The organism is Clostridium boliviensis (assembly GCF_033342255.1).
In the GTDB taxonomy this organism is placed as follows: Bacteria; Bacillota; Clostridia; order Lachnospirales; family Lachnospiraceae; genus Lacrimispora; species Lacrimispora boliviensis.
In genome coordinates this window covers 164,492-190,783 of the sequence record NZ_JAWONS010000133.1, presented here as the reverse complement: position 1 = coordinate 190,783, position 26,292 = coordinate 164,492, and the positions used below count along the sequence as shown (strand labels likewise).

Here is a 26,292-nt window from a genome sequence, read left to right as displayed (position 1 = left end):
TCTGCTATTTTTTTCTTTTGGATAATAAGTCAACCATAACTGCTCCTAATAAAACAGCTCCTTTTACGATCTTCTGAATATCCGTTGACCAGCCATAAAGTGACATGCCGTTGTTTAAGATTCCCATGATAAATGCACCTACTACCGCGCCTATGATAGTTCCGATTCCTCCTGATGTTGCGGCCCCGCCGATATAGCAGGCTGCAATGGCATCCAACTCGAACTGATCCCCTGCCTTGGGTGTTGCAGATGCATTTCGTGCGGAGAGAACGATCCCTGCAATTGCGCACATAATACCCATATTGGTATAAACCCAGAAAAATACTTTTTCCGTATTAATACCGGACAATCGGGCTGCCTTGGCATTTCCGCCCAATGCATAGATCTGCCTTCCTGCTACAGTTTTACTTGTGATAAAATGATACAAGGCGACCAGAACGCCCATCACCACGAGAACAAAAGGAATCCCGTTGTAGCGTGCCAGTTTATAGAAGAAAAACCACACGATCACCATAATAACACCCACCTTGGCTATGGTCTGCCACAGGGGATTAACTGGAAAATCGTATTTCTTTTTTGTCTGAATACTCCTGATCTCTGATAAGATAATAAAGGCGAAAGCAATGAGGGCTGCTGTGATGGAAACCAGATCGAGAGTTCCTCCCCCAAAGGGAATTTTTACTGTAGGGAGAAACCCCGCACCTATGTAGGTATAATCAGCCGGAAGGGGACCTTTGGTCTGTGCCTTTAACAGCGTATAGGTAAGCCCGCGCCCCATAAGCATGGTTGCAAGGGTAACAATAAAAGGAGGAATAGAAAGCTTTGAAACAAAAAATCCAACAAACATACCAGACAGAGTGCCAATGGCAAGCGCTGCCAGAATCGCAATCCACATACTGGTCTTATGGTCTACAATCATAATTCCCACAACAGCTCCGCATACTGCAACAATGGAACCAACCCCCAGATCGATATTACCGGTCAGAACGCAAAGAAGCATGCCTACCGCCAGAATTACAATATAGCTGTTCTGCATGATTAAATTGTTAATGTTTGCCGGAGACATATTTTTACCACCGGTCATTGCAGCAAAGATTAAGAAAACCACTATAAGAGCCAGAATCATACCATACTGCTTCATATTAATATTAACTGTTTTCTTCTTATCCATCTCTATTCTTCCTTTCCGTTATCTTCCATGATACACTTCATAATCTTTTCCTGTGAGAATTCTTCCCTGGTAAGCTCTCCGCAGATATGCCCGCTGTTGATGACATAGATACGGTCACAGGTTCCGATTAGCTCCTGAAGTTCTGATGATATAACAAGAATTGCTTTCCCGGCCTTAGCCAGATCATTAATAACGCAGTATATCTCATACTTGGCGCCAATATCAATGCCCCGGGTCGGTTCATCCAGAATCAGGATATCCGGCTGGGTCATCATCCACTTGGCGAGGACCACCTTCTGCTGGTTGCCGCCGGAGAGAGAACTGACTGTCTGGTTGATGGAATTGGACTTAACATTAATTTTTTTCCGGTAGTCCTCTGCAGAAATGATTTCTTTGTTTTTGTTAACAATTCCTTTTCTGGAAAAGAAATTTCTAAGAGCTGCCAGCGTCATATTTCCCTTCACAGTGTCTATGAGAATCAGTCCATAATTCTTACGATCTTCTGATACGTATGCCAGCTTGTTGTTAATGGCATCTCTGACATTTCTGATCAGGACCTGCTTTCCATTTATCTTTATGGTTCCGCTGATTTTCTGGCCATAGGATCTTCCGAAAATGCTCATTGCCAGTTCTGTTCTGCCAGCCCCCATCAGCCCGGCAAATCCCACCACTTCACCTGACCGCACATGGAAGGAAACATCCTGTATTACATGGTTGTTCGGATCATCGGGACGATAGGCATTCCAATTCTCTACCTCAAATATCTTATCTTTTATATTGCTGGTCCGCTCCGGAAAACGGTTGGTCAGCTCCCTGCCTACCATTCCTTTAATGATCCGGTCTTCGCTGATTTCATCCTTTTCTTTATCAAGTGTCTCTATGGTCTTTCCATCTCTGATTACAGTAATGGAATCCGCCACATAACTGATCTCATTTAGCTTATGAGAAATCATAATGCAGGTAATTCCATGCTTTTTCAGTTCCAGCATAATGTTTAGAAGACGTTTACTTTCCTCGTCATTGAGAGCTGCCGTAGGTTCATCCAAAATCAGAAGTTCCACCTGCTTTGCCATGGCTCTTGCAATTTCAATCAGCTGCTGTTTGCCTACTCCAAGGCCGCCCACTGGAACATTTAAGTTCTCATTCTCAAGGCCCACCTTTGCAAGCATCTCCTGGGCCCGCTTATGTGTTCTGGTCCAGTCAATAATCCCTTTTTGGCCAGTCTGCTCGTTTCCAAGGAATACATTTTCTGCCACAGACAGATAAGGACTTAATGCCAGCTCCTGATGAATGATTACAATGCCTTTTGCCTCACTTTGCTTAATATTATGGAACTGGCACACTGCTCCGTGATAGACAATATCACCACTGTAGGTTCCATAAGGATAAACGCCGGACAGTACGTTCATAAGCGTAGACTTTCCGGCCCCATTTTCTCCGCAGAGTGCATGGATTTCCCCGCGTTTCACCTTGATATTCACATCATCAAGTGCCTTTACACCATAAAATTCTTTGGTGATGTGATTCATCTCCAGAACATATTCGGCCATCTTTCCAACTCCTTTTCTTTTTATCCTTCACGAAAACAGGCGGCAGTCTTTTTCACCGCCGCCTGTATGTACGTCTCTGCTACTGTGCCAGCTGTTGTTCTGTATAATAACCGCCATCAATAATAATCTTTTTGTAATTGTCCTTGTCAACTGCAACCGGTGTACACAGATAGGAAGGTACTACCACCTTACCATTGTTGTACTGGGTTGTATCATTAATCTCAGGCTTTCCGCCTTCCAGAACTGCCTGAACCATAGTTACGCACTTTTCAGCCAGAAGTCTGGTGTCTTTATAAATGGACATGGTCTGATAACCGGAGATAACATTTTTTACTGCCATTAATTCTGCATCCTGGCCAGTTACTAACGGCCAGTCAACGCCTACTTTATAGCCTGCACCCTCTAATGCAGCCTTGCAGCCATAAGCAAATCCGTCAAATGCGGAAGCACAGATATCCAGTTTTTTATCTGCATAGAAACCGGTTAAGTAGTTTTCACAGTTCTGCTGAGCTGTTTCCTGAGACCATCTTAAGATACAGGTGTCTTCAAAGGATGTACGTCCGGATTCGCAAACCAGAGTTCCGTCATCCAGATAGGGCTTTAATACTTCCATTAACCCGTTGTATAAGAATAATGCGTTGTTATCATCAGGAGATCCCATGAAAAATTCAATGGTATAGGATTTTCCCTCTGATTTTGCTTTATCCAGCTGTTTTGCTTCTTTTATGTACTCACCAATGGCTGTACCTACTCCCTTATTGTCAAAGGTTGCGTAATAGGAAACAGCATCTGTATCCATCAGCAGACGGTCATAAGCAATAATGGGAATTCCTGCACTTTTTGCCTGAGCTTCTACATTAACCAAAGCCGAGGAATCGATGGAAGCAATAACCAGACATTTTACGCCAGAGGCTATCATGTTCTCAATCTGGGACACCTGCATCTGTACATCATCCTCTGCATACTGTAAGTCCACCTGATAACCCAGAGCTTCTAACTGCTTCTTCATGTTGGCACCATCATTAATCCAGCGCTCAGAAGACTGGGTCGGCATGGCCACGCCAACTTTTCCGCCGCTTCCTGCTGCTTTTGCCGCTTCTGTGGCAGCTGTGGATGCAGCGGTTGTCTCAGCTGTGGTTTCTGCAGCTTTGGTCTCCGCTGCTTTGGTTGCAGCCTCCGTGGTTGCGGAAGTCTGGGAACTGCTGCATCCAAATAATGCAGATGCCGCCAACATTGCACTAAGCATGACTCCAAGTACTTTTCGTTTCATCATTTCATACCCTCCTAATAATCACTTTTTTAGTATATACAATTTGCACATATTGCAAATATGTATTTTGTTTGTTTCGACATGTTTTGTCGAATTATAGCAGATTCACGATGTGACATATGTTACAATATCTTTTTTAATCTTCATTTTTATGGTTATATTTACCAAATTAAATTATAAATCAAATATATAATTTCATCAATGTTTTGTCAATAGATTTTTTAACATTTTAAGTTTTTTTGTTAAGTTGTATGTACAACTTTTCATAATAACGAATTGCAATCGACAATTTCAGACATGAAATTGCGAAAAAATTGGCTTGTTCTCATATGCAAGAACAAGCCACAATATTTTTTTACCTTTTGTATTCTATTTAATTAATCACATGAAGCTTTTTATCATAAGCATTGCCCAAAAGGGTCTCTACATAAGCAGAGGGTGTAAATCCCGACATTTTCACAAACTCTTTTATGAAATGGGACTGATCATAATATCCTGATACCGATGCAGTATCTGCTCCATTCGCACAGTGAATGGTTTCTACCAGCCTGCTGACTGATTTCTGAAAGCGGATAAACCGGATCAGGTTTTTTGGATTCATGCCAAAATCCTCATGGATTTTCTGATTTAAATAACGCTCGGAATAACCTGTGTATCTGCTTAATTCCGAGAGTTTCAGACTTCCGTCTGAATTTAGGATCTGATCATGAATTACATACTTTAAACTGTTTCTATCTTCTGTATGGTTTAAAAAATGGTTTAGATAAAAATCAAGAAATACTTCCGTTTTTTTATGAAAGGACTGGGCCTCATGCATACGCTCCAGCAAAACTTCTCTTTCTCCAGTGCCGGTTATAATGTCTTCCAGACTGATCTCGTTATTGACAAGCTCACTAAGCTTTACATTACCGGTAACAGGATTTACTCCCGGCAGAAAACGAACTCCGAAATACCGACAGTTTAGTTCTGTTTTTGTTGTTCCTTTTTCCAAAAGTGTACCTGCTGCCTTGGCTTTTACTACCCCATTCTTTTCCCAGAACAACATATCAATACAGGCATCAGGAATCACTCCCATATGGTCTGATTCGGCAGTGAACTGATAAAAATGGGAAAGATTATATTTCATTATGCATTTCTTCGAATAGTTTGTAGTGACCAGCACAAACTCAGGCTGCTTCGGGCTCAGTGTTCTAACATCTTCTTTGCTCCATCCATAGCTCATATTACCTGCTCCTTTCTGTATTGTCCTATTTAAAGGAAAAGAGATGATTCCTTATAAAAACACAAAAGACACGAAGGGTACAGAACTCCTTCGTGTCTTTTGTTGCATTTTATCACCATCTTTATACAAGGTCAAGAAATATTCTCATTTACGCACTGTCAGTTCTTTCCTTTTGACTTCCGATTTTTACAATACTCTTATACCGGAAACAGTTAGAATGACAAAAAAAGGACAGAGAGGTCTTATGATTCCATATCATAAGGCTTTTTTTAATGAAAGGAGGCGCATTCGATGAGACGCATCAACTTTTCCTCTGGTGCTCCGCTAGAAGAACTGGTGGGGTATTCCAGGATGATTAAAATCCAGGAACACATTTATATTGGAGGTACTACTTCCGTCCTGCCTGACGGAACTGTCCACGGGGATACACCTCTGGAACAGGCAGATTATATATTCCGGAAATTGATCAGCTTATTAAAAGAAGCAAACGCCTGAGAAGTGGAAGCATTCATAACTCATGAAAATTAAGAAAGAAGAGGAAAAACATATGGCATATCCTGAGGTTGATTTTATTTATCTCAATGAAGAAGATATGGTAAAGGCAGGGGTTACTGATATGAAAGGCTGTGTAGAGGCTATGGAAGAAATGTTCCGGCTTTTGAAAGCAGGCGATTTTAGAATGGGTGGTTCCAATGCCAATTCACACGGTATTATGATGACATTTCCAGAGACCTCTCCATTTCCGAATATGCCCATAGACGGACCTGACAGACGGTTTATGGCAATGCCAGCCTATCTGGGCGGTAAGTTTGATATGGCAGGTATGAAATGGTATGGTTCCAACACGGAGAATCGAAAAAAAGGACTCCCCAGATCCATTCTCATGCTGACACTGAACGACAAAGATACGGGAGCACCACTTGCCTATATGTCAGCAAACATTTTAAGTGCTTTTCGGACAGGAGCGGTGCCTGGAGTCGGAATCAAATATTTTTCAAGAGAAGATTCCAAAGTGGTAGGCATTATCGGACCCGGGGTTATGAGCAAAACGGCTTTTGATGCCGCAATGGCAGTCAGGGATCAGATTGAGACAGTAAAAATCAAGGGAAGAAGTCAGAAATCAGTGGACGGATTCATCCAGTATGTCAGAGAAAAATATCCCCAGATCAAAGAGCTGATTGTAGTGGACTCAGATGAAGAAGCAGTCCGTGATGCGGATATTGTAAGTATTGCCACTTCAAGCCCTACCGGAGATCCGTCCCTTTATCCTTATATTAAAGAGGAATGGATCAAACCAGGTGCAATTCTCTGTTGTCCGGCAGCGGCCAGATTTGATGATGACTTTATCTTAAACAGAGCAAGAAATGTAGCAGATAATATTCAGTTATATGAAGCCTGGGCGGAAGAAATCCCCTATCCTTCTTATCATTCCGTCCCCATACCTGCAGTTCACTGTATGGATTTAATAAAAGACGGCATTATGAAGGCGGATCAGGTTGATGATCTGGGCGATATGCTCACTGGAAAGGTTCCTGTTCACAGAAAAGAGAATGAAATCGTTATATATTCCGTTGGTGGAATGCCCATAGAGGATGTGGCATGGGGAACTATCGTTTACAGAAATGCCCTCAAAAATGGGATAGGAACCAGACTGAATCTGTGGAAAGAACCCTACCTCGCATAAAAATCAAAGAACAGGAGCTGACTAAATGAGAATAGAAGAACACCCCATACTGGGAAAACCGGAAGAGAGAAAAGTCATTGCATTTACATACGACGGTACGCCGCTTACTGGTTATGAAGGGGAACCTATCGCGATGGCTCTGGAAGCTGCAGGCATAATGATTCACCGCTACACAAAAAAGTACCACAAACCAAGAGGGGTCTTCTGCGCAATCGGCCGCTGTACGGACTGTGTCATGGTTGTAGACGGAATCCCCAATGTGAGGACCTGCATCACTCCGTTAAAAGAAGGTATGAACATACAAACCCAGTACGGGGTATCGGCACAGGAGGAATAATCATGAATCGATATGACTTAATTATTATAGGAGCCGGACCTGCTGGATTATCTGCTGCCATCAGTGCTGCTAAAAACGGACTGTCCGTAATTGTTTTCGATGAAAATTCCAAACCTGGCGGACAGCTCTTTAAACAAATCCATAAATTCTTCGGATCGAAAGAACATAAGGCTAAGATCCGGGGCTTTCGAATCGGAGAAGAATTATTAAAAGAAGCAGAACAATTGAAGGTTACGGTTGTATTAGACGCAATTGTAACCGGGCTTTATCAGGATAAGGAAATAACCGTTAAAATCGGAGAAGAAATCTGCCACTATAAAGGTGATGCCGTGATCGTTGCTACAGGAGCCACGGAAAATATGGTACCCTTTGAAGGCTGGACACTACCGGGCGTCATTGGAGCTGGTGCTTCCCAGACCATGATGAATTTACATCACATTAAACCTGGAAACAAGGTTTTGATGCTTGGAACCGGAAACGTAGGGCTGGTTGTCAGCTTCCAGCTGCTTCAGGCCGGTTGCCAGGTTGCTGCGCTTGTGGATGCCGCTCCGAAGATAGGGGGATACGGTGTGCATGCTGCCAAAGTCTCCAGATGCGGTGTTCCCTTTTATCTTTCCCATACTATCATAAAAGCAGAGGGTGAGGACCGTGTCAGGGGAGTTGTAATCGGAAAGGTAGATTCTTCCTTTCAGCTGATTCCAGGCACAGAAAAGCATTTTGATGTTGACACCATCTGTCTTGCAGTTGGTCTGTCTCCCATGTCACAGCTGCTTCACATGGCAGGCTGCAAGATGCAGGATACTCCTCTTGGATACGTTCCTGTCATTGATGAAAATGGTGTCACCAGTGTACCCGGTATTTATGCAGCTGGAGACGTCTCCGGTATTGAAGAGGCAAGCTCTGCCATGATCGAGGGGCGGATTGCAGGAACAAAAGCGGCGGAGTATCTTGGTTTTCTTTCAGAGGATATAGCTAAGGAAACAACGGCCGGATTGGAACTGGCACTTGACCGTTTAAGAAAAGGCATGTTTGCACCGGAAAACAGGGGAAAGAAAATCACCCTGACTGACGAAGGTATCCCAGTCTCAGACAGCCTTTTAACAAGAGGTTATTTAGACGAAGACGAATTAGACCGTTTCCCTGGAATCGCAAATAGAAAAGGAATTCACCCCGTGATGGAATGCACCCAGAACATTCCCTGCAATCCCTGTCAGGATGCATGTCCCAGAAAATGCATTAAAATCGGAGAAAACATAACCTCCCTTCCGCTTATAGATGAAGAGAATTCATGCAATGGCTGCGGTATGTGTGTCGCTTCCTGTTCCGGGCAGGCAATCTTTCTTCTAAACGAGGATTACGAACCAGGATACGCTTCCGTTACTCTTCCCTACGAATTCCTTCCTCTGCCTGTGAAAGGGGATACTGGAATGGCTCTTGACCGAAGCGGAAAAGAAGTATGCCAGGCGGAGATTATTGAAGTGAAAACACCAAAAGCCTTTGATCATACCAACTTACTCACCATGAAGGTTCCACTTGATATGGCAATGAAAGCAAGATTTTATAAAAGCAGGGGGTGTTCCCATGAATAAACGAAACGACCGTCTTACAGAGATCGGACCATTTATTTCCCAACCGGATGATGATATGATTATCTGCCGCTGCGAAGAAGTAACAAAGGGTGAGATTCGAAAAGCCGTTCACGACGGCATGTTTACTTTAACAGAAATAAGAAGATATTTGAGAGCTGGAATGGGGCTCTGCCAGGGGCAGACCTGCTCGAAACTGGTAAAATCCATTGTAGCAAAAGAACTGGGGCTGCCCCCGGGTAATTTAGAACCGGCAGTATCTCGTGCGCCCATGCGGCCCATAGAAATGAAGATTTTAGGCAACGACAGGAAGGAGGTCTGATGGAATGGGAAACTGCGCAGATGTAATTATTATAGGCAGCGGAATTATTGGAAATTCAACCGCTTATTATCTCGCAAAGAAGGGTTGTTCTGTCATAGTCCTGGAAAAAAGCGACCACATAGGGGGTGGAGGTTCTTCCCGAAATGGAGGCGGTGTCCGCCAGTCGGGCAGAGACAAACGGGAACTTCCCCTGGCAATGTACGGAGCCGCCAACCTTTGGCCTCAGCTTTCTGATGAGCTTGGAATGGATGTGGAATATTATCAGAATGGAAACTTACGACTTGGAAAAACTGAGGATCATTTGAAAATATTAAATGGTCTTACTGAGCGGGCAAATGCCCAGGGTCTGGGAGTCACTATGATTAACGGAAATGAAGCAAAGGATATCTGTCCATATCTTTCCGATGAGGTCATTGGCGCAAGCTGGTGTCCCACAGATGGCCATGCCAATCCTATGCTTGCGACCCTTGCTTATTACAGAAAAGCGAGACAGCTGGGCGTGCGTTTCATCACCGGAGAAGCGGTCACAGAAATCATAAAACACAAGGGAAAAGCAAGGCAGGTCATTACAGACAGCGGTGTGTACGAAGGAGAAACTATTATACTTGCAGCTGGATATGAAAGTCGGAAAATTGCAGCTTCTGTTGGGGTTGATATTCCTATGACCCAGGCTCTTTTAGAGGTATTGGTTACAGAGGCTCAGCCCCCCATGTTCTACCAGATGCTGGGCACCGCAATGGCCGATTTCTACGGGCACCAAAGCACCCACGGTTCCTTTGTTTTTGGCGGTTCCTCCGGATTTGAGGACTTTAATAAGAACAATGGAACTCCTGTAACCAACAGCCAGACAGCTTCCTGCATCTGCCGGGGTATTATGAAATATTTCCCCTGTCTGTCCGATGCCAAGATCGTTCGAACATGGGCGGGATTTATTGATGTCTGTGCCGATCACGTTCCCGTTATCAGCCATGTAGAAGAGGTTCCCGGACTGATTCTTGCCTGTGCATTTACCGGTCACGGTTTTGGTATTTCTCCCACAGTAGGGACTATTCTATCCCAGATGGCCACAGGAGAAGATCCTGTTTTAAGCATAAAAGATTTCCGGTATGACCGGTTTCATACAAAGATCTGACCCAATGGCAAAGACGTCTTTAAGAGATGTCTTTGTTTTTTTACATTATTGACCGCATAAAAGGAGGAGCTATATGAACAGTAAAAAAATGGGACTTGGAAGTGCAGTTTCCGTATGTGTTGGATTAATCGTGGCTACCAGCTGCCTGCTATCTTTAGGGCTTGGTACCGGCCTTGCCGGAAAAGGCTTTATCCTTGCCATGTTCATTGTTGTAATTTTAAATATTCTTCTTGCACTTTCCTTTCGTGAGCTTCACAATTTGATGCCGGAAGCGGAAGGCGGACTGGGGCAGTATACACTGGCGGGACTGGGTCCTGTCCCTTCCATTGTATCCAACCTTTCTGCCTATGTCATTACCAATATACTGGCCGGTTCCGTAGAACTGGCCATGTGCGGACTGGTAATTCAGCAGACCTTTTTAAAAGGAGTTCCTGTGCTGGTAATCAGCCTGTCTATTCTTGCTTTCTTAACTATTGTCAATTACCTGGGCGTAAATATCTTTGCTAAAATACAGAACTTAACTGTCATCGCACTAATTGGTTCTCTGATTCTTCTTGGAGTCCTCAGTGCTTTCAAATTAGGCGTGGGAACTCCACTTGCACCTGGTGCTCAGATGTCCCCAGTTGTAACGGGATTCTCCGGTATCCTCTCTCTTACCGCTTTAGCCTTCTGGATGTTTATTGGAATTGAATTTGTCATACCGATTTCCAAGGACTTAAAAAATCCAAAACGTGATGTCCCACTGGCCATGATTCTTGGTGTATGTCTCCTTTTTCTTGTTCAGAGCTTATTAAGCACCGGCATGAGAAATTATGTTTCACTGGAAGAACTTCGTACCAACAGCATGCCACATATTATCTTTGCAGAACGGGTTATGGGGAAAGCCGGCAGCTACTGGATGGGACTTATCACCATACTTGCCGGAGTCAGCACCATCAACACAGTACTGGGAAGCGTAACCAGAATATTAAGCGGCATGGCAGATGCAGGTTTAATGCCATCCCATTTTAGTAAAAAAAATAAAAGTGGAACTCCAACACCAGGACTTTTCCTTATGGCAGGTGTAATCGCTTTTATTCTGGTAAGCGGTATTGCAACCTCCTCAGGTTTAACTAACTTCCTGCTTGCAGCCTCCTGTTTCTGGCTCACCTCCTATATCCTTGTCAACCTTACAGTCCTGGTACTGCGAAGACGCTATCCCGATGCTCCCGGCAGAGATAAACGGTTTACTTTCTGGGGAATTCCCCAGATTATCTGTATTATTGGAGATGTTTACATGATCTGGAATATTGCAGAAGGCGATGCCAGAATATTTATTTATAAGATTTACTTTGCACTGCTTATTATCACTTTACTTTTTGCGTTCTTCTGGGTAAAGATCATAAAAAAGGCAGATGCCTTCCGTCCGGTTTCATTAGATGAGATTAATGATGTGAAACTGGAAAATCAGGCTGAGGAAGGTCAGGCTACCGCCTCCCTCCCAGTCATGTAAGCAAAAAGAGCTGTTACACACGAAAAAACGTCTTAACCATTGTACCGGTCAAGACGTTTTTTATTCTATTCCTTCCAATGCAGATGATGAAGTTCCCCCTGCATAGTCATACGTTCAAATCCATTCTGCCTTAATGCCTCATAAAGAACAATGGATACCGAATTGGACAAATTGAGGGAACGTATGTCACCCCACATGGGAATTCTCACACAGCGTTCCTCATTGTCCACAAGAATTTCTTCGGGTATTCCGGCGCTTTCCTTTCCAAACATGAGAAAGCAGTCCGGCTCATACTTTACGTCAGAGTAAACATGATGTCCTTTTGTAGTTGCCATATAAATTTTTGCTTCCGGATTCCGGTCCAAAAAATCCTGATAATCGCTGTATACGGTAACATCTAATTTATCCCAGTAATCAAGCCCAGCCCGTTTTATCAGCTTATCATTCAGCTTAAAGCCCAAAGGCTGAATCAGATGCAGCCTTGTATCCGTCGCTACACAGGTTCTTCCGATATTTCCCGTATTTGCCGGCATTTCCGGTTCCAATAGTACAATATTCATGATAATTACGCCTTTCCATCCAGTTTCTTAATAAAGCGTTCCATACGGCTTAAAGCTTCTTTTAAACTTTTTAAGGAATACGCATAAGAGATACGCAGATATCCCTCTCCACAGTCTCCAAATGCAGTTCCAGGCACAACCGCCACTTTCTCTTCCATCAAAAGCCGGGTAGCAAATTCATCGGAGGTCATCCCAAACCGTTTGATACTGGGAAATGTATAAAAAGCACCGTTAGGCTCAAAGCATTCAAGCCCCATCTCCTGAAACGCATGCATTAAATAACGTCTTCTCTGATCATAGGATTCCCGCATAACTGCCACATCCTTATCCCCATCCCGCAGTGCTGCAACTGCTGCATACTGGCTGGTAGTTGGTGCGCACATAATGGCAAACTGATGGATCTTTAACATCTGCTCTAAAATCATTCTGGGCGCGGCGGCATACCCCAGTCTCCAGCCTGTCATTGCATAGGCTTTTGAGAAACCGTTAATCAAAACAGTCCTGTCCTTCATTCCCGGAAAAGCTGCGATTGTTGTATGCTCGCCGCCATAGGTCAGTTCTGCATAAATCTCATCTGAAATTACAAACAGATCCTTCTCAAGAATGATTTCTGCTATCTCCTTCAGCTCATCAGCATTCATAACAGCCCCTGTAGGGTTATTGGGAAATGGGAGGATCAAAACCTTTGTTTTCGGAGTAAGCTTTTCAAGAAGCTTTTCCTTTGTCAGCTTAAACTGGTCCTTCGCTTCCAGATCTATGATGACAGGAACTCCATTGGCAAGTATGGTACAGGGCACATAGGAAACATAGCTGGGCTGGGGAATCAGCACCTCATCACCGGGGTCTAACATGGCACGAAGCGCAATATCAATGGCCTCGCTTCCGCCTACAGTTACCATCACCTCATGATCCGGATCATATGTAACCTCAAAACGGCGGCTTAAATAACTGCAGATCTCCGTCTTAAGCTCCTTTAATCCGGCATTGGAGGTATAAAACGTCCGGCCCTTTTCCAGGGAATAAATGCCCTCTTCCCTGATATGCCAGGGTGTATCAAAATCAGGCTCTCCCACACCCAGAGAGATGGCATCCTTCATATCACTGACAATATCAAAAAATTTACGGATTCCAGAGGATGGAATCCCTGTTATTCGGTCTGATAATGGATTTCTCACGGCGTTATCAACATCCTTTCATCCGGTGTCTCTTCCGCAAGTACCGTCCCATGATCCTTATACTTCTTCAGTACAAAATGAGTGGCTGTACTCAATACGGATTCCATGGGAGACAGCTTCTCAGAAACAAACTGAGCCACTGCTCTCATGGTCTTTCCTTCGATAAATACAGTAAAATCAAAAGCTCCTGACATCAGATAAACCGCATTTACTTCGCTGTACTGGTAGATACGTTCTGCAATCTTGTCAAATCCCATACCTCTTTGCGGCGTAACCTTAACCTCGATCAGCGCCACCACCTTTTCATCGCTGGTATTATCCCAGTTTATCAGAGTGTGATATCCGCAGATGATGTGCTCCTTCTCCATATCAGCGATCTCGTTGGCAATAGCTGCCTCACTTTCACCAAGAAGAACCGCCAGATCCTTTAAATCAATTCTGCTGTTTTTTTCAATAATTGCCAGTATCTTTTCTCTCATATCCTACCTCCGATTAACCTATTTTGGATAATACCTTATAAAGTTCGTCCTTCGAAGGACGGTCAAGATAACCATTGCCATCCTCATGAACAATAATCCGTTTGATGCCGCCGGTCACTTTCCCGATGACTGCAGCTTCCAGCCCATTCTCTTTTAAGGCAGATACTAAATCGCCACCGTGATCTGCTGCCAATACAAAGCAGCCCTCTGAGTAAAGCCGGTATGGGTTTAAGTCGTACCTCTCACAGACCTCTATGGTTTCCTGCCTTACAGGAATTTTATGAAGTTCAAAACGAATGCCAGTCATATAAGCACCGGACAAATCCCAGAGGGCTTTTAATATTCCGCCCTCCATTACCGGCTCCCATTCTGCTGCCCCCAGATTTTTAAATTCTCCCGGTTCTTTCACCGGCAATATAAAATCTCCTTCTAAAATCCGGTGAATATATTGCGAGGAGAACCACTGATGCAGTTCTCCTTCTCTTTCTCTTACTATTTTCACTGTTCCGGCGAATCCAGCATAGCCTGCTGCTACAAGATCCTGGCCCGGTCTTACCATTCCTGTATTTTCACGTTCAATTCGTCTCATCGTCTCTGCTTATACTCCCGGTCCTGTCTGCGGACCGTCCCCGGCATCTTCCCAGCCAGGACCTGGTGCTGCCCCGGTATCAGGTGTCTCCTCCGGCTCTTCGGATGGGTCAGTAACAATTCCAGGAGTTTCCGTTGGCTGTACCGGTACCGGATCTGCCATTACCGGAGCTGCGGGTCCCACCTTAATAATCGCCTTGGAGGGATTATAGGTATCTGTATGAAGTATCTCCCTGCTCTGTTCTGCGCCATCTACATAAACAATCTTCCAGAGCCTTGATTTAATGCCTCTGTGCGCGGACTGAATCTGCTTTCTGCTGCCAGGCGGCATGGCCGGATCCATGACCTCTTTGGGTGCTCCCGGATCTGTCACACTAAGTGTCTCTGAAACAAAATCAAAAGTGCGGTTTAAAGGTCTGGTCTCTTTTCCGTATATGGTAAAGGTAATAGTACTTCCGGAAGTATAACCCTCCACATATATTGGGGTGCTGTAATTGTTGGTAAACTTAATATCTTTATAGGTTCCGGCAATAGCTGCATCTTCTGATGGTTTTACATAGCCTACTACCATGGAATGATTCTGCCTCTGGCTGATCTCTAATTCCGCACGAAGTGCCGCATTATATATCGTAGTAGCAATCTGGCACACTCCGCCTCCCACACTGTCGACTACCTGCCCGTTCTCATATGCAGATGCTGTGGCATATCCATTACCAACCGTAAAGGGGTGCATACATTCATATCCGGATAGTGTCTCTCCTGGCATAAGCACATGACCGTTAATCTTTCCTGATCCCACCTTCAGGTTCTTTCTCCTTGAAGAACCGCTGGATGAAAAGTTTGTGGAAAACGTTCCCAGTACATCCTGTATAGAGGACAAATCTTCTGTTGTAATGGCAGGTTTCGCCTCTGCTATCACTGCATTGACTGTAACCGGTTCTTTTAAGCCATTGGCAAGAGCCGCATTAAGCTCCTGCTTTGTAGCTTCCACATCTACAGTCTTTCCAATAACAGAGGGTGTGACTGTAAATGCTCCGTTCTGACGGACAATGGAGGCATTCTTTGGTTCTGTAACTGCAGGTGCACACTTTTCAGCTACAAATGAGGCTAATCTCCCGTCATCCAATGCTGTCTCCAAAGGTATGATCACCGGATTATGCTCGATATCCTTTTTATTAAAATACCGTTTTAATAAATTTCCTCCCTGCCAGGAGGATGCAGCCTGGGCAACTGCTTCCGGATTGCTCCAATGAAAACCCAGATCCTTCGCTGTCGTCTCCACCGGCTGTCCATCTACAACCAGTGTAATCTTCTGGTTTTCCATCTCATTAACCAGGCCCTGAATTTTCTGCCCGGCTTCTTCCTCTGTCAAACCGCCCAGATTATAATCTCCCACATAGATCCCGTCGGGGAGCGTATCAGCCATTACGTATGCTGGTGAGAATAGTCCGATTCCCACTGTCAGTATGGTGGCTGCCAGGCATATGGACAAAGTTCTTTTTTTCATATTCATTCCTCTTACTCTATTGTTCCGCTCGGCGGTTTTCCAATAAAAACTATCTCATAAAGCTGAACATCATGGGAAGTACCATTGCTATGATCAGTAAAACTACTACTACGATTAAAGCGATTGACATTAACTTCTTATTGTTCTTATTATTAAAATTAATCATTTTGTATCACCTCTCTTATATTCTTCCATATTGTGCAATGATCTTATCCGTGATTCTTGATATTTCATTTCTGGTTAAATGATCCAATTGCGCAGCTAAAGTTATTTTATGATATTTTAATAAATCCTGCAAGTGTTCTTTTTGTCTTTTTGACGCTGGCTGTTCTTTTTTTACCTTATAAATCAGCCCGGTTGAACAAAAAGCTTCCGGTTCAATCTGACCGTACTTAAATTTCATTGACTGATAGAGTTCATGTGCTGCGAACGCATCAGACAGCGCCCGGTGGCTTTGTTTCATTTCTATCCCGAAATACAGGCAGGAGTCCAGAAGTTTCTTGGGTCTGTCTTCCGGTATAAATTTTCTTGCAAGCTTTAATGTATCGACTCCCTGCCGTTCAAAACCAAATCCTTTATTTACTGCTGCGCGTTTTAAAAAACTATAATCAAATATAATGTGATGTCCCAGAATGGGAAGATCCCCTGCAAAATCAAGGAACCGGCTGATTACCGTTTCAATTCCTTGTGCCGTCTTAAGCTGTCCATCTCTGATTCCAGTCAGGGAAATTATATGTTCTTCCAGGCTGCGGTAGGGATTAACAAAACTCTCAAACGTAGCTCCTGGCGTATCCTCCGTCACCCGCACTGCTCCAATTTCAATAATTTTATCATGTTTGGGATCCAGACCGGTCGTTTCTAAATCCACAGCAACATAAGATGATATCACGTCCTGTTCTTCCTTTCCTCTCATTCCCCTGTTACAGCACTGGGGCACAGCTTACTTAAGAAGCATTCTCTGCATTTGGGATTTCTTGCAATGCAGATGGATCTTCCAAGCGTGATAATCTGAATGTTCCATAGAATCCAATGATCTTTTGGCAAAATCTCCATCAGTTCATATTCAATTTTTTCCGGATCATCTGCTTTGGCAAAGCCCAATTTTTTTGAAATACGTTTTACATGCGTATCAACCACGATGCTTGGTTCAAAATAAATATTCCCCAATATGACATTCGCCGTTTTTCTTCCCACTCCCGCAAGACTTGTTAATTCCTCCATTGTCCCAGGAACTTCACCGCCGAACTTTTCCATCAGATCTGTACAGCAGGATATAATATTTTTGGCCTTCATATGATAAAAGCCAAGAGAATGAATATCCTGCTCCAGCTCTTTTAAATCAGCCTTTGCAAACTTTTCCGGAGAATCATACTTCTGAAATAAATCTGCTGTCACCATATTGACTCTGGCATCGGTGCACTGGGCACTTAAAATAACAGCAATCAGCAGCTGCCATGGTGTCTCATGGTTTAAATAACAGATATATTCCGTTCCATATTCCCGGTCTAGAGCCTCTAAAACTTTGGTTACTCTGGCTCTTTTCTCTGCTTTTGTCTCTTTTTTAGCCATTATCTCCTCCATATACCAAGCTCATGGACTGCCGCATTACGGGAAAGCGCATCTCTTTTCTTATAATCAAAAAGAACAGCTCTTCCGTCATGAAATACCTCCACATGGGCCATCTTAATCAGCTGCCTGGCTTCAAATCCCTCATAACCTTCATTCAGAAACCGGCGTGAAACCGCTTCATCAGCAAAAAATGCCTTAATCTGATCCTTATAAGGCTCCTGATCAGCGGAAAAATCAGGACGGCTTTTCAAGTTTTCCCTCAAATATAAGTCATATACCAGAAGATCCCTGTAATAAGACTGTCTTTTTGGAATCCGATGGCTGATAAACCGCTCTAATATCTCATACCTTGCCATCCGGCTGTGACTCACCTTTGACAATTCCTGTTTATCATAATATTCAGCCAATGCTTCAAACATATCAAATGGTGTGTTAAATTCCCGGCAAAATTCTTCCATGGTCGCCTGAAACTGTCCGCTGTTGCCGTAAACCTCCAGCATTTCTTCCAGTCTCTTTAATTTTAAAACCTCTCCGTAAGTCAGCCATCTGGTAGACAACACTTCGTAGGGAGGCTTTTCCTTATAACGAATCTCATAATCGTCCGCCTTTTGTGACATATAGGATCCCTTTAACACCTTTAAAAATCCAAGCTGAAGCTGCTCCGGCTTCATATCATATACCTGGTTAAAGGAACGCCGGAAGCTGTCATAATCTTCAAACGGAAGTCCTGCAATCAGGTCCAGATGCTGGTGAATGGTTCCATAGCTGTTTATGATCTCCACATTCTTTCTTAATATGGACAGATCCATACTCCGGCGGATTTCCCTGATCGTGTTCTCATTGGTACTCTGCACTCCGATCTCCAGCTGTATCAGCCCCGGTCTCATACGGGACATCAGCTGCAGTTCATCCTGATTCAGCAAATCCGCAGAGATTTCAAAATGAAAGTTCGTCACACCATTATCATGTTCAATTAAATATTCCCAGATGCGAAACGAATGATCCCGTCTGCAGTTAAAGGTTCTGTCTACAAATTTCACCTGCGGTACCCTCTTTTGCAGGAAAAATTCCAGTTCCTTTAATACCAGATCCGTGTCACGGAACCGGACAGACTTATCAACAGAGGAAAGGCAATAACTGCAGGAGAATGGACAGCCACGGCTGCTTTCATAATAAACGATCCTATTTTCAAACCCGTCCATATCCTGATACAGAAACGGAATTGTATTTAGATCAACCCCGGTTTTTAAAGGATTGACAACCGGTCTGCCGTCTTTCCCCCGTATGGCAGTTCCCTCTGTTTCCGGAAAAGTGTATCTATCCCAGTCTTCTCTTCCTCTCTGCCTGTTAAGATAGCAGCGTATCACTTTTTTGAAGGTTTCTTCCCCTTCCCCCATCATGATGCCGAACACATTAGGCTCTTCCTCTAAAATCCGGGCTGCATCGTAAGACACCTCAGGACCTCCCAGCCAGATCTCCACATCAGGGAGAACTTTCGGAAGGTCCCGTACCAGTTCTAAAATATAGGAAATATTCCAGATGTAGCAGGAGAATCCCACTGCATCTGGTTTTCTTCTATAAATATCGCTCAATATCTCATCTATCTGATTGTTAATGGTATATTCGCCGATTTCTATCTGTAAACTTCCATCACTTAGCTCCGGTTCTTTCAGCCAGGCCTGGGTATAAGCCTTTAAACTGTAAATGCCAGGATTGGAGTGAATATATTTGGCATTTAACGCCGCCAGTAAGAACTTCATATTAAACCTCAATCTCTATTTTTCTGCCAGATGGCTGATATTGATAGTACCGGACTCCTGCTGCATTGAGCATGCGCTTGGATGCATTCACCGCCGGTGTTCCCGCATACTTGTCCGACCCGTAAACGATTGTTTTAATTCCGGACTGTATAATCGCCTTTGCACATTCATTACACGGAAACAATGTTACATAAAGCTTAGAGCCTTCCAGGCTTCCACCCCTGTAATTAAGAATAGCATTTAATTCACTGTGAGTGGAATAGAAATATTTGGCATTATAGGGATCCTCTGCCTCATTCTCTCTATCCCAGGGAAATTCATCATCGGAACAGCCCATCGGAAAACCGTTATATCCCATGGATAATATCTTATTATCCTGACTGACGATACAGGCTCCCACCTGTGTACTTGGATCTTTGGACCGTTTCCCCGATAAAACTGCAACTCCCATAAAATATTCATCCCAGGTAATATAGTCTTCTCTTTTTCCAGTCATCTTTCCTGTGCCTCCTTATCAAACCTGAATAATGTGGTATCCTGCTGCCTTCGTCAGCCGGTTCATGATTGCCTGTCCCAGATGATTTCTGGAAAAGCTTTCAGAAAATATATAGTCTGCATTTAGATCATCAAATTCCCTCAATACTGCGTATAAATTGTGGGCAATTGACTCCTCGTGTACACGGCTTCCAATGCTCCTGACCATACCCCATGGGTATGATTTCAAAGTCTCATCAGTACAGATTACACCTACCCGGCATTCTGCTTCCAGTTTTTCCTGTACCAGTTTATTAATTGCAGCTGTCACCGCATCTTCTACCCCTTCCACCAGTGTAAGATCTGCTTTGGGAGCATAATGCTTATACTTCATACCAGGCGCTTTTGGTCTCACATCGGCCTTTAATGGACCTGAAGTGATAGCAGGGTCTAAAAAGATCTCTTTACCTAATACTTTAGAAGCCATCTCCCTGGTAACCGCGCCAGGCCGCAATATCATGGGTTCCTCCCCTGAGACATCAATAATCGTAGATTCCACACCGATTCCCACAGCACCGCTGTCCACAATCATCTGTATCTTTCCATTCATATCCTGCCAGACATGATCTGCAGTCGTAGGGCTTGGACGTCCTGAGGTATTGGCACTTGGGGCTGCTATGGGAACTCCTGCCAGACGGATCAGAGCGCTTGCTGCGGGATCTGCAGGCATACGGACTGCCACTGTATCAAGTCCCCCGGTGGTTCCATAGGGGACCAGAGCACTTTTGGGGAAAATCAAGGTCAGGGGTCCCGGCCAGAATGCTTCCATGAGTTTTCTCCCAGTCTCCGGAACCTCCGCTACCAGAGGAAGCAGATCATCAAAATCTGCAATATGAGCAATAAGGGGGTTGTCCGATGGTCTTCCCTTTGCCTCATAAATCTTTTTTGCAGCCTCTTCGTTTAACGCATTGGCCCCAAGACCGTAGACAGTTTCCGTAGGAAAAGCTACAAGACCGCCCTCCCGCAATATTTTGGCCGGTTCTCTTAGCTGCTCTAAATCCGGATGCTCTTTGTCTTTTAATATAATTCGTTTCGTGTTCATATCTTTTCGCTCTTTTCTTTTCACTTCCATTTATCATATCACAGCGTACAGGCTCATGCAATGCTTTTACCCCCTGCAAACAGGGCTTTCCAAGACGCTCGGAAATAGCAGTTGTAAGTTTTTCTTATCAATGATACCATAATATCAGTATATGTTAAAAGAGGAGAATAATATGGAACTGATTATACCCCAAAACTATGATCCCAGGCTCTCTGTCAGAGAAACTCAGAAAGCGATCAAATACATAAGGGATACCTTTCAAAAAGAGCTTGGCAGGGAAATGAACTTAGAGCGAATATCCGCCCCCTTATTTGTGGAGCGAAGCAGCGGACTAAATGATAATTTAAACGGAGTAGAACGTCCGGTACAGTTTGATCTTTCAGGGGTCCCCGGTGAAACCATGGAAGTTGTACACTCCCTGGCCAAATGGAAACGGATGGCTCTATTCGAATATGGTTTTCAGCCGGGCGAAGGACTTTATACCAATATGAACGCCATACGAAGAGACGAGGAACTGGATAATCTTCACTCCTGTTATGTGGATCAGTGGGATTGGGAAAAGGTGATTACAAAGGACGAAAGAAACGAAACTACATTAAAGGAAACCGTAAAAATTATTTTTAAAATCATCAAGCACATGGAACATGAAGTCTGGTATAAATATCCTCAGGCAGTCAAGCAGCTTCCTGATGATATCACTTTCATAACCTCCCAGGAGCTGGAGGACCTCTATCCGGATCTTTCGCCCAAGGAGCGTGAAAATAACATAACAAAAGAGCACGGCTGTGTCTTTCTCATGAAAATCGGGGATAAATTAGGCAGCGGAAAACCTCATGACGGCAGAGCACCGGATTATGATGACTGGCAGCTGAACGGAGACATTCTTTTCTGGTTTGAGCATTTAAACTGCGCACTGGAGATCTCAAGTATGGGAATCCGCGTTGATGAAACAGCCCTGACGGAACAGTTAAAGAAAGCAGGATGCGAGGAACGTAAGGAACTTCCATACCACAAGATGCTTCTAAACGGAGAACTTCCATATACCATTGGCGGCGGAATCGGACAGTCCCGCCTCTGCATGCTTTTATTAGACCGCGCCCACGTCGGCGAAGTTCAGGCCAGTATCTGGCCCGCAGACATGCGTACAGAATGCAGGAAGAACAATATATTTCTTCTTTAACTGCCCGCTTTTACCGGTGCCACTCAGACTGAAGCTGGGGTAAAAGGAAATGACTTACAGTCAAAATTTGAAAATTAAACTCACTAAAAAAACAGGAACCCCTTACTTATGGGTTCCTGTTTCTGACTGCTAGCTCTATCTGGCGTTTAAATAATTCATGATTCCCATATGAATGGTATAAGCCACCCGGTCCTGATAATCCTCAGTATTCAGCAGTGCAGACTCTTTACTATTAGTTAAGAATCCGCATTCCACGATTACAATCGGCGTCCTTACATGAAGCAGCAGATAATAGTTATCATTGGGCTTTGCAAGCCTGGTATTCTTCTCCCCCAATAGGAAATCAAACCGTTTTTGTATAATTTCGGCAAGCTCTTTCCCCTTCTCCGATTTTTTATAATAAAACACCTGTCCTCCTGAGATCTCCTCCTGATGATAACTGTTTTGATGGATACTCACAGTCAGAGCAGGCTTGACATCATTAATAATATCACACCGCTTTGTCATATCTGCCATTTTTTTCCGGCTGTCTTTTGCTGAGTAAAGCCCATTATCGTTTTCTCTTGTCAGAACAACGTCCACATCTGATGCTTCCAGATATTTTTTCAGTTTCATAGCGATCTTCAGATTAATATCTTTTTCCAGGGTGCCGTCAATACCGATCTTTCCAGGATCATTTCCACCATGCCCCGCATCGATGGCTACCACCGGTCTCTTCCTTTGCGCAGATGCGGCGTTATTTACTGCTGCAATCTTACCCGCCTGACTTGATATGATATAAACCAATATCAGCAAAATTACCGCCATAAACGGTTCCCATTTTTTTAATTTCACGCTCTTTACCCGATTCATATTCTTATTGAATTATACTTTTTGGCGAATTAAAAAAGAACCGGTACAAACGACTTTCCTTTATTTAACACTTAATGAATTATAATCTCTGGCTCCGTCGGCGGTGATCCACTCCAGATATTGAGATAAAATACTGGGAAAGCCTTCATTCTGCCACAACTTATACCCCTGTTTTGCCATGACTTTCTCACGGATATCCGCTACTTTGCCTTCATAGCTCGCACAATTCAGCTCAGCATACACCTTCGCCATCATGTCCTTCTGATATTCATTCAGACCCTGCACGGAATTCAGTCCTTTCAGCTCATCCTGAGCCTGATTATAAAATACCTTGTTCAGATATTTTTTTCCATAATCGCTGAAATTCAAAAGATTTTTATCCTTGTTTCCTGTTTTTTCTGCCCAGGCTTTCATATCCAGAGATTTAGTATGATATTCAAAGTTTCCTTTCTCTCCATACTCCAATACCCCGTACAGGCAGGGCGGTGTGGAAAGTGAACCTGTCACAATCTCATAAATTCCCGAATCATCATGTGATCTTTCATAATGCTGGACATGAAGATGTCCGCTTAAAAATAATGGAACCTCCCAGCTCTCCAGCTGATCAATCAGCTGCTCGCTGTGCTCAATGGTACAATCCTGAAGATAGACTTCGCTTTCATCAAGCAGATTGTGATGCGCCACCGGAATGACATTCATGCCCAGGTTCCAGGCTTCCTCCATCTGTTCCTCAATCCAGCTGTATGTATCATCTTTTATCATGCCGCCTACCAGATTTTGAGGATCATACTGGCAGCTGTCAAGCATCAATGCCCTGGTTTTATCATTGATCTGGTAGATATAGCTTAAAGAGGCAGGATCCCGGCTGACCGCCTCATTATAACCGAATTCATCATAAATTTCTTCAAATTCGTCCGGCGTAATACTCTCCGTACTGACAATGGACTCTCCTTCAAAGCGGGAGGCCTCAGGATTGTTAATATCATGGTTACCAGGAATGACTATAACCGGAATTCCTGAATCCTCAATCAATTTCAGCTTCCCGGCAAGCTCTCTATGGCTCTCCCTCTCCCCGTTATAGGTTAGATCGCCTTCCAATATTACCACATCCGGCTTTTCCGCCTTCACTTCTTCGATAAATGCATCGGTAATCTCCCAAATATACTTCATCACTTTTCCATCTCCGTGATCAGCCGTATATTCATAGCTTTTCTGCATATCGGTCAAATCCCTGGCCAGATAATGAATGTCTGTAGCAATCACGATCCTGGCGGTTTCTTCCTCCGGCTCATTCGGCTGTTCTGGAATTGATGCCTCCGTTGTCTTAGGAATCTCTGCTGCAGAAGAAGCCGGAGCCTCTGTAACTGCTGTCTCTGGCTGCACCGTACTCTCTTCCTGCGAAGATTCTGGTAATTCTTTTTTGAAAGAACAGCCGGAGGACACACATATGACTGCCGCCAATGCTGCCAATAATACCCTTTTTTTCATAACCTGACCTTCCTGCCTATCCCTTTCCTACGTTATTCCTGATCCAGCCGGACTTTTTCCCACAAATCAGCCGGTTCAAAACCCAGCTTCCAACATGCCACGCCAGCCAGATCGTATTGACGGATCAGATTCATCTTAAGCCCGATGGAACGCTCCTCTTCAAGCCATACGGCTTTTTTGCCTTCTTGTGTCTGAAGTTCGCCATAATACTGGCCCAATTCCTCCTGCCAGTACAGCTTTACATCATATTTCCTGACCCATTCCCTGGCATTCGCAATTCCTATGGAAGAGGATGAAGTCTTACCATCTTTTCCTTCTGTCCATATTCTGGTATAGAATGGAATGGCATTTATGACTTTCTCTTTTGGTACCTCTTTAAGGGTTCCCTTAATTCCATTTTCCACATACTGAATGGATGAAACAGAACCTGCTTCTCCTCCCGCATAATGCTCATCATATCCCATGATAATCACGTAGTCAGCAACAATTCCCTGTTCCTTTCGGTTATAGAATTCATTCCCCGGTACAGGGACATAATTATCCACGGACAGGACGAGTCCATTCTCCCTGCATGGAATAGACAGCTCTCTGATAAACTGGATATAATGAGGCCCTGCTTCTTCTTTAATGCCTTCAAAATCAAGGTTAATACCGTCAAATCCATAGGTCTTAGCCTCTGCCATCAAAGCATCAATCAGCTTCTTTCTGGTAGATGTCCTGGACATCAGAATCTCCGTATTTACATCAGAACTAAAATTATTTATAAGCGCCCATACTTTTAATCCTTTTTTATGAGCCTTTTTCACATATTCCGCATCTGCCAGCGATCGAAAACCGCCTTCATTATCGGTTAGTTCATACCATGTGGGGGAGATTACGTTGACACCGGATGTATTGGCAATAAGACTGTCAAAAGTAGCATTTCCGTCTGCTTTCGTCATCTGGTGCCACACCAGACAGACTGGCTGGTCCATGGTTATGTTCTTATAAACCGGCTTTTCAAAGGAACTTACAGATGCCTCTTTTTGACTTTTTGCAAGACGTCTGCCTTCAATATACCCTATGAAACCATCTTCTGTCCGGATCTTAACCCATTTATTCATAGAATCCAGAATCGTCACTCTGCTTCCCGGAAGAATGTGAGTTGTAACCGGACTCTTTATTCCCCCTTTGATACGCACATTCCCGCTTTTCATAACCGGAGCCCGTTCTTTATCCGTCCAGTTATTGTTAATAAACACACGTTTGTATTGAGTGGTATCATACGCGGTAAACTCAGCATCTGTATAATTAGCCACAAGTCCCATAGATAAATATACATCATCATCCCGAATCTGGATCAGGGAATTTCCGGCAGCTCCCCTTGTATCAGAATTTGCATAAACTATGGAATCAGGCAGGGCGTATACCAGCAGCTTCTCGTTACTGTCCCAATAAAAGCGCTCATTTAACATCTCATTGATCCATCGGATCGGAATATATGTCTGGCCATCTATAAAAAGACCTTTGGCTTCCTGAAGATTATCATTTAAATAAACTGCAACCTCATCACCTTTTACTCCAAAAAACTCAGTCAAGTCTGCCTGCTCACTGGATGGAATATACTGTTCCAGAAACCGGCTTCCAACAAAACCGGCCAGGACCAGCAAAATCAATCCCAGCGCCACCACTACCGGCACCGCTTTCTTCTTCATCTGTTTTCCTCCTGATTATGGATCGTATCATCTGAACATATCGCTCTGATATCTTCTAGATTATATCATACTTCTCTATTTTTGAAATTTACATTTTC

General features: G+C 43.8%; 25 protein-coding genes. 8 read left to right on the top strand and 17 right to left on the bottom strand.

Annotated features, from left to right (window positions below; genetic code table 11):
- Positions 1-4: 4 nt before the first annotated feature.
- The 4 genes from mmsB to RZO55_RS09905 form a co-directional block, all read right to left on the bottom strand.
- The gene (gene mmsB, locus RZO55_RS09920) at positions 5-1,171 is read right to left on the bottom strand and encodes a multiple monosaccharide ABC transporter permease (protein ID WP_318064113.1); all 1,167 of its coding nucleotides are present in this window, start codon (positions 1,169-1,171) and stop codon (positions 5-7) included.
- Between the two features lie 2 nt (positions 1,172-1,173).
- Positions 1,174-2,721, bottom strand: a complete 1,548-nt coding sequence (gene mmsA / locus RZO55_RS09915; protein ID WP_318064112.1) for a multiple monosaccharide ABC transporter ATP-binding protein — start codon at positions 2,719-2,721, stop codon at positions 1,174-1,176.
- 79 nt (positions 2,722-2,800) lie between these two features.
- Entirely contained in the window at positions 2,801-3,994 is a 1,194-nt protein-coding gene (chvE, locus tag RZO55_RS09910; RefSeq protein ID WP_336624284.1) for a multiple monosaccharide ABC transporter substrate-binding protein, read from the bottom strand.
- A gap of 370 nt (positions 3,995-4,364) precedes the next feature.
- Entirely contained in the window at positions 4,365-5,213 is an 849-nt protein-coding gene (locus RZO55_RS09905) for a helix-turn-helix domain-containing protein (protein WP_318064111.1), read from the bottom strand.
- 291 nt (positions 5,214-5,504) lie between these two features.
- On the opposite strand from RZO55_RS09905, the gene RZO55_RS09900 reads away from it, so the two are divergent.
- The 7 genes from RZO55_RS09900 to RZO55_RS09870 all read left to right on the top strand — a co-directional run bounded on the left by RZO55_RS09900 (position 5,505) and on the right by RZO55_RS09870 (position 11,766).
- Positions 5,505-5,708, top strand: coding sequence for a RidA family protein (locus tag RZO55_RS09900; RefSeq protein ID WP_318064110.1), 204 nt, complete (start codon positions 5,505-5,507; stop codon positions 5,706-5,708).
- Positions 5,709-5,730: 22 nt separating this feature from the next.
- Positions 5,731-6,897, top strand: a complete 1,167-nt coding sequence (locus RZO55_RS09895) for an ornithine cyclodeaminase family protein (protein WP_439100044.1) — start codon at positions 5,731-5,733, stop codon at positions 6,895-6,897.
- Between the two features lie 25 nt (positions 6,898-6,922).
- On the top strand, positions 6,923-7,234 hold the full coding sequence (locus RZO55_RS09890) for a (2Fe-2S)-binding protein (RefSeq protein WP_318064109.1): 312 nt from the start codon (positions 6,923-6,925) through the stop codon (positions 7,232-7,234).
- A gap of 2 nt (positions 7,235-7,236) precedes the next feature.
- Complete coding sequence (locus RZO55_RS09885) at positions 7,237-8,823, top strand: FAD-dependent oxidoreductase (RefSeq protein ID WP_318064108.1); 1,587 nt, start codon at positions 7,237-7,239, stop codon at positions 8,821-8,823.
- A complete protein-coding gene (locus tag RZO55_RS09880) occupies positions 8,816-9,142 on the top strand; it encodes a (2Fe-2S)-binding protein (protein WP_318064107.1) in 327 nt (108 codons plus the stop codon). Before RZO55_RS09885 ends, RZO55_RS09880 begins: the two co-directional genes overlap by 8 nt.
- Before the next feature lie 4 nt (positions 9,143-9,146).
- The gene (locus tag RZO55_RS09875) at positions 9,147-10,274 is read left to right on the top strand and encodes an NAD(P)/FAD-dependent oxidoreductase (protein WP_318064106.1); all 1,128 of its coding nucleotides are present in this window, start codon (positions 9,147-9,149) and stop codon (positions 10,272-10,274) included.
- Between the two features lie 73 nt (positions 10,275-10,347).
- Positions 10,348-11,766: an APC family permease gene (locus RZO55_RS09870; RefSeq protein ID WP_318064105.1), complete on the top strand. Its 1,419-nt coding sequence runs from the start codon at positions 10,348-10,350 to the stop codon at positions 11,764-11,766.
- Positions 11,767-11,831: 65 nt separating this feature from the next.
- On the opposite strand, the gene trmL is transcribed toward RZO55_RS09870, so the two are convergent.
- From trmL to RZO55_RS09815, 10 genes are all read right to left on the bottom strand, one after another.
- Entirely contained in the window at positions 11,832-12,326 is a 495-nt protein-coding gene (gene trmL / locus RZO55_RS09865) for a tRNA (uridine(34)/cytosine(34)/5-carboxymethylaminomethyluridine(34)-2'-O)-methyltransferase TrmL (protein WP_336624283.1), read from the bottom strand.
- A gap of 5 nt (positions 12,327-12,331) precedes the next feature.
- Positions 12,332-13,501 carry an aminotransferase class I/II-fold pyridoxal phosphate-dependent enzyme gene (locus RZO55_RS09860; protein ID WP_318064104.1) on the bottom strand — a complete coding sequence of 390 codons (1,170 nt, stop codon included), beginning with the start codon at positions 13,499-13,501 and terminating at the stop codon, positions 12,332-12,334.
- Positions 13,498-13,980 carry an Lrp/AsnC family transcriptional regulator gene (locus RZO55_RS09855; RefSeq protein WP_097004673.1) on the bottom strand — a complete coding sequence of 161 codons (483 nt, stop codon included), beginning with the start codon at positions 13,978-13,980 and terminating at the stop codon, positions 13,498-13,500. Before RZO55_RS09855 ends, RZO55_RS09860 begins: the two co-directional genes overlap by 4 nt.
- Before the next feature lie 13 nt (positions 13,981-13,993).
- Positions 13,994-14,569, bottom strand: a complete 576-nt coding sequence (locus RZO55_RS09850) for an AIR synthase-related protein (RefSeq protein WP_318064103.1) — start codon at positions 14,567-14,569, stop codon at positions 13,994-13,996.
- A 9-nt stretch (positions 14,570-14,578) separates the two neighbouring features.
- Positions 14,579-16,075 carry a VanW family protein gene (locus tag RZO55_RS09845; protein ID WP_318064102.1) on the bottom strand — a complete coding sequence of 499 codons (1,497 nt, stop codon included), beginning with the start codon at positions 16,073-16,075 and terminating at the stop codon, positions 14,579-14,581.
- A 181-nt stretch (positions 16,076-16,256) separates the two neighbouring features.
- Positions 16,257-16,964: a 3'-5' exonuclease gene (locus RZO55_RS09835; RefSeq protein WP_318064100.1), complete on the bottom strand. Its 708-nt coding sequence runs from the start codon at positions 16,962-16,964 to the stop codon at positions 16,257-16,259.
- A gap of 20 nt (positions 16,965-16,984) precedes the next feature.
- Positions 16,985-17,644 carry an endonuclease III gene (gene nth, locus RZO55_RS09830; protein WP_318064099.1) on the bottom strand — a complete coding sequence of 220 codons (660 nt, stop codon included), beginning with the start codon at positions 17,642-17,644 and terminating at the stop codon, positions 16,985-16,987.
- Positions 17,644-19,404 (bottom strand): B12-binding domain-containing radical SAM protein, encoded by a 1,761-nt coding sequence (locus RZO55_RS09825; RefSeq protein WP_318064098.1) that lies wholly within the window; start codon positions 19,402-19,404, stop codon positions 17,644-17,646. Before RZO55_RS09825 ends, nth begins: the two co-directional genes overlap by 1 nt.
- A gap of 1 nt (position 19,405) precedes the next feature.
- Complete coding sequence (locus RZO55_RS09820) at positions 19,406-19,900, bottom strand: deoxycytidylate deaminase (protein ID WP_318064097.1); 495 nt, start codon at positions 19,898-19,900, stop codon at positions 19,406-19,408.
- A gap of 18 nt (positions 19,901-19,918) precedes the next feature.
- Positions 19,919-21,010: an L-threonylcarbamoyladenylate synthase gene (locus RZO55_RS09815; protein WP_439100043.1), complete on the bottom strand. Its 1,092-nt coding sequence runs from the start codon at positions 21,008-21,010 to the stop codon at positions 19,919-19,921.
- Between the two features lie 142 nt (positions 21,011-21,152).
- On the opposite strand from RZO55_RS09815, the gene asnA reads away from it, so the two are divergent.
- Positions 21,153-22,160, top strand: a complete 1,008-nt coding sequence (gene asnA, locus RZO55_RS09810) for an aspartate--ammonia ligase (RefSeq protein WP_318064096.1) — start codon at positions 21,153-21,155, stop codon at positions 22,158-22,160.
- 135 nt (positions 22,161-22,295) lie between these two features.
- On the opposite strand, the gene RZO55_RS09805 is transcribed toward asnA, so the two are convergent.
- The 3 genes from RZO55_RS09805 to RZO55_RS09795 all read right to left on the bottom strand — a co-directional run bounded on the left by RZO55_RS09805 (position 22,296) and on the right by RZO55_RS09795 (position 26,194).
- On the bottom strand, positions 22,296-22,994 hold the full coding sequence (locus tag RZO55_RS09805) for an N-acetylmuramoyl-L-alanine amidase (RefSeq protein WP_318064095.1): 699 nt from the start codon (positions 22,992-22,994) through the stop codon (positions 22,296-22,298).
- Between the two features lie 78 nt (positions 22,995-23,072).
- The gene (locus RZO55_RS09800; RefSeq protein WP_318064094.1) at positions 23,073-24,500 is read right to left on the bottom strand and encodes a metallophosphoesterase; all 1,428 of its coding nucleotides are present in this window, start codon (positions 24,498-24,500) and stop codon (positions 23,073-23,075) included.
- 32 nt (positions 24,501-24,532) lie between these two features.
- Entirely contained in the window at positions 24,533-26,194 is a 1,662-nt protein-coding gene (locus RZO55_RS09795; RefSeq protein ID WP_318064093.1) for a glycosyl hydrolase family 18 protein, read from the bottom strand.
- Positions 26,195-26,292: the final 98 nt, after the last annotated feature.

Bases quoted from the DNA above. Each gene is read 5' to 3' on its own strand.
- mmsB (WP_318064113.1), bottom strand. From the start codon at position 1,171: ATGGATAAGAAGAAAACAGTTAATATTAATATGAAGCAGTATGGTATG.
- mmsA (WP_318064112.1), bottom strand. From the start codon at position 2,721: ATGGCCGAATATGTTCTGGAGATGAATCACATCACCAAAGAATTTTAT.
- chvE (WP_336624284.1), bottom strand. From the start codon at position 3,994: ATGATGAAACGAAAAGTACTTGGAGTCATGCTTAGTGCAATGTTGGCG.
- RZO55_RS09905 (WP_318064111.1), bottom strand. From the start codon at position 5,213: ATGAGCTATGGATGGAGCAAAGAAGATGTTAGAACACTGAGCCCGAAG.
- RZO55_RS09900 (WP_318064110.1), top strand. From the start codon at position 5,505: ATGAGACGCATCAACTTTTCCTCTGGTGCTCCGCTAGAAGAACTGGTG.
- RZO55_RS09895 (WP_439100044.1), top strand. From the start codon at position 5,731: ATGAAAATTAAGAAAGAAGAGGAAAAACATATGGCATATCCTGAGGTT.
- RZO55_RS09890 (WP_318064109.1), top strand. From the start codon at position 6,923: ATGAGAATAGAAGAACACCCCATACTGGGAAAACCGGAAGAGAGAAAA.
- RZO55_RS09885 (WP_318064108.1), top strand. From the start codon at position 7,237: ATGAATCGATATGACTTAATTATTATAGGAGCCGGACCTGCTGGATTA.
- RZO55_RS09880 (WP_318064107.1), top strand. From the start codon at position 8,816: ATGAATAAACGAAACGACCGTCTTACAGAGATCGGACCATTTATTTCC.
- RZO55_RS09875 (WP_318064106.1), top strand. From the start codon at position 9,147: ATGGGAAACTGCGCAGATGTAATTATTATAGGCAGCGGAATTATTGGA.
- RZO55_RS09870 (WP_318064105.1), top strand. From the start codon at position 10,348: ATGAACAGTAAAAAAATGGGACTTGGAAGTGCAGTTTCCGTATGTGTT.
- trmL (WP_336624283.1), bottom strand. From the start codon at position 12,326: ATGAATATTGTACTATTGGAACCGGAAATGCCGGCAAATACGGGAAAT.
- RZO55_RS09855 (WP_097004673.1), bottom strand. From the start codon at position 13,980: ATGAGAGAAAAGATACTGGCAATTATTGAAAAAAACAGCAGAATTGAT.
- RZO55_RS09850 (WP_318064103.1), bottom strand. From the start codon at position 14,569: ATGAGACGAATTGAACGTGAAAATACAGGAATGGTAAGACCGGGCCAG.
- RZO55_RS09845 (WP_318064102.1), bottom strand. From the start codon at position 16,075: ATGAAAAAAAGAACTTTGTCCATATGCCTGGCAGCCACCATACTGACA.
- nth (WP_318064099.1), bottom strand. From the start codon at position 17,644: ATGGCTAAAAAAGAGACAAAAGCAGAGAAAAGAGCCAGAGTAACCAAA.
- RZO55_RS09825 (WP_318064098.1), bottom strand. From the start codon at position 19,404: ATGAAGTTCTTACTGGCGGCGTTAAATGCCAAATATATTCACTCCAAT.
- RZO55_RS09820 (WP_318064097.1), bottom strand. From the start codon at position 19,900: ATGACTGGAAAAAGAGAAGACTATATTACCTGGGATGAATATTTTATG.
- RZO55_RS09815 (WP_439100043.1), bottom strand. From the start codon at position 21,010: ATGGAAGTGAAAAGAAAAGAGCGAAAAGATATGAACACGAAACGAATT.
- asnA (WP_318064096.1), top strand. From the start codon at position 21,153: ATGGAACTGATTATACCCCAAAACTATGATCCCAGGCTCTCTGTCAGA.
- RZO55_RS09800 (WP_318064094.1), bottom strand. From the start codon at position 24,500: ATGAAAAAAAGGGTATTATTGGCAGCATTGGCGGCAGTCATATGTGTG.
- RZO55_RS09795 (WP_318064093.1), bottom strand. From the start codon at position 26,194: ATGAAGAAGAAAGCGGTGCCGGTAGTGGTGGCGCTGGGATTGATTTTG.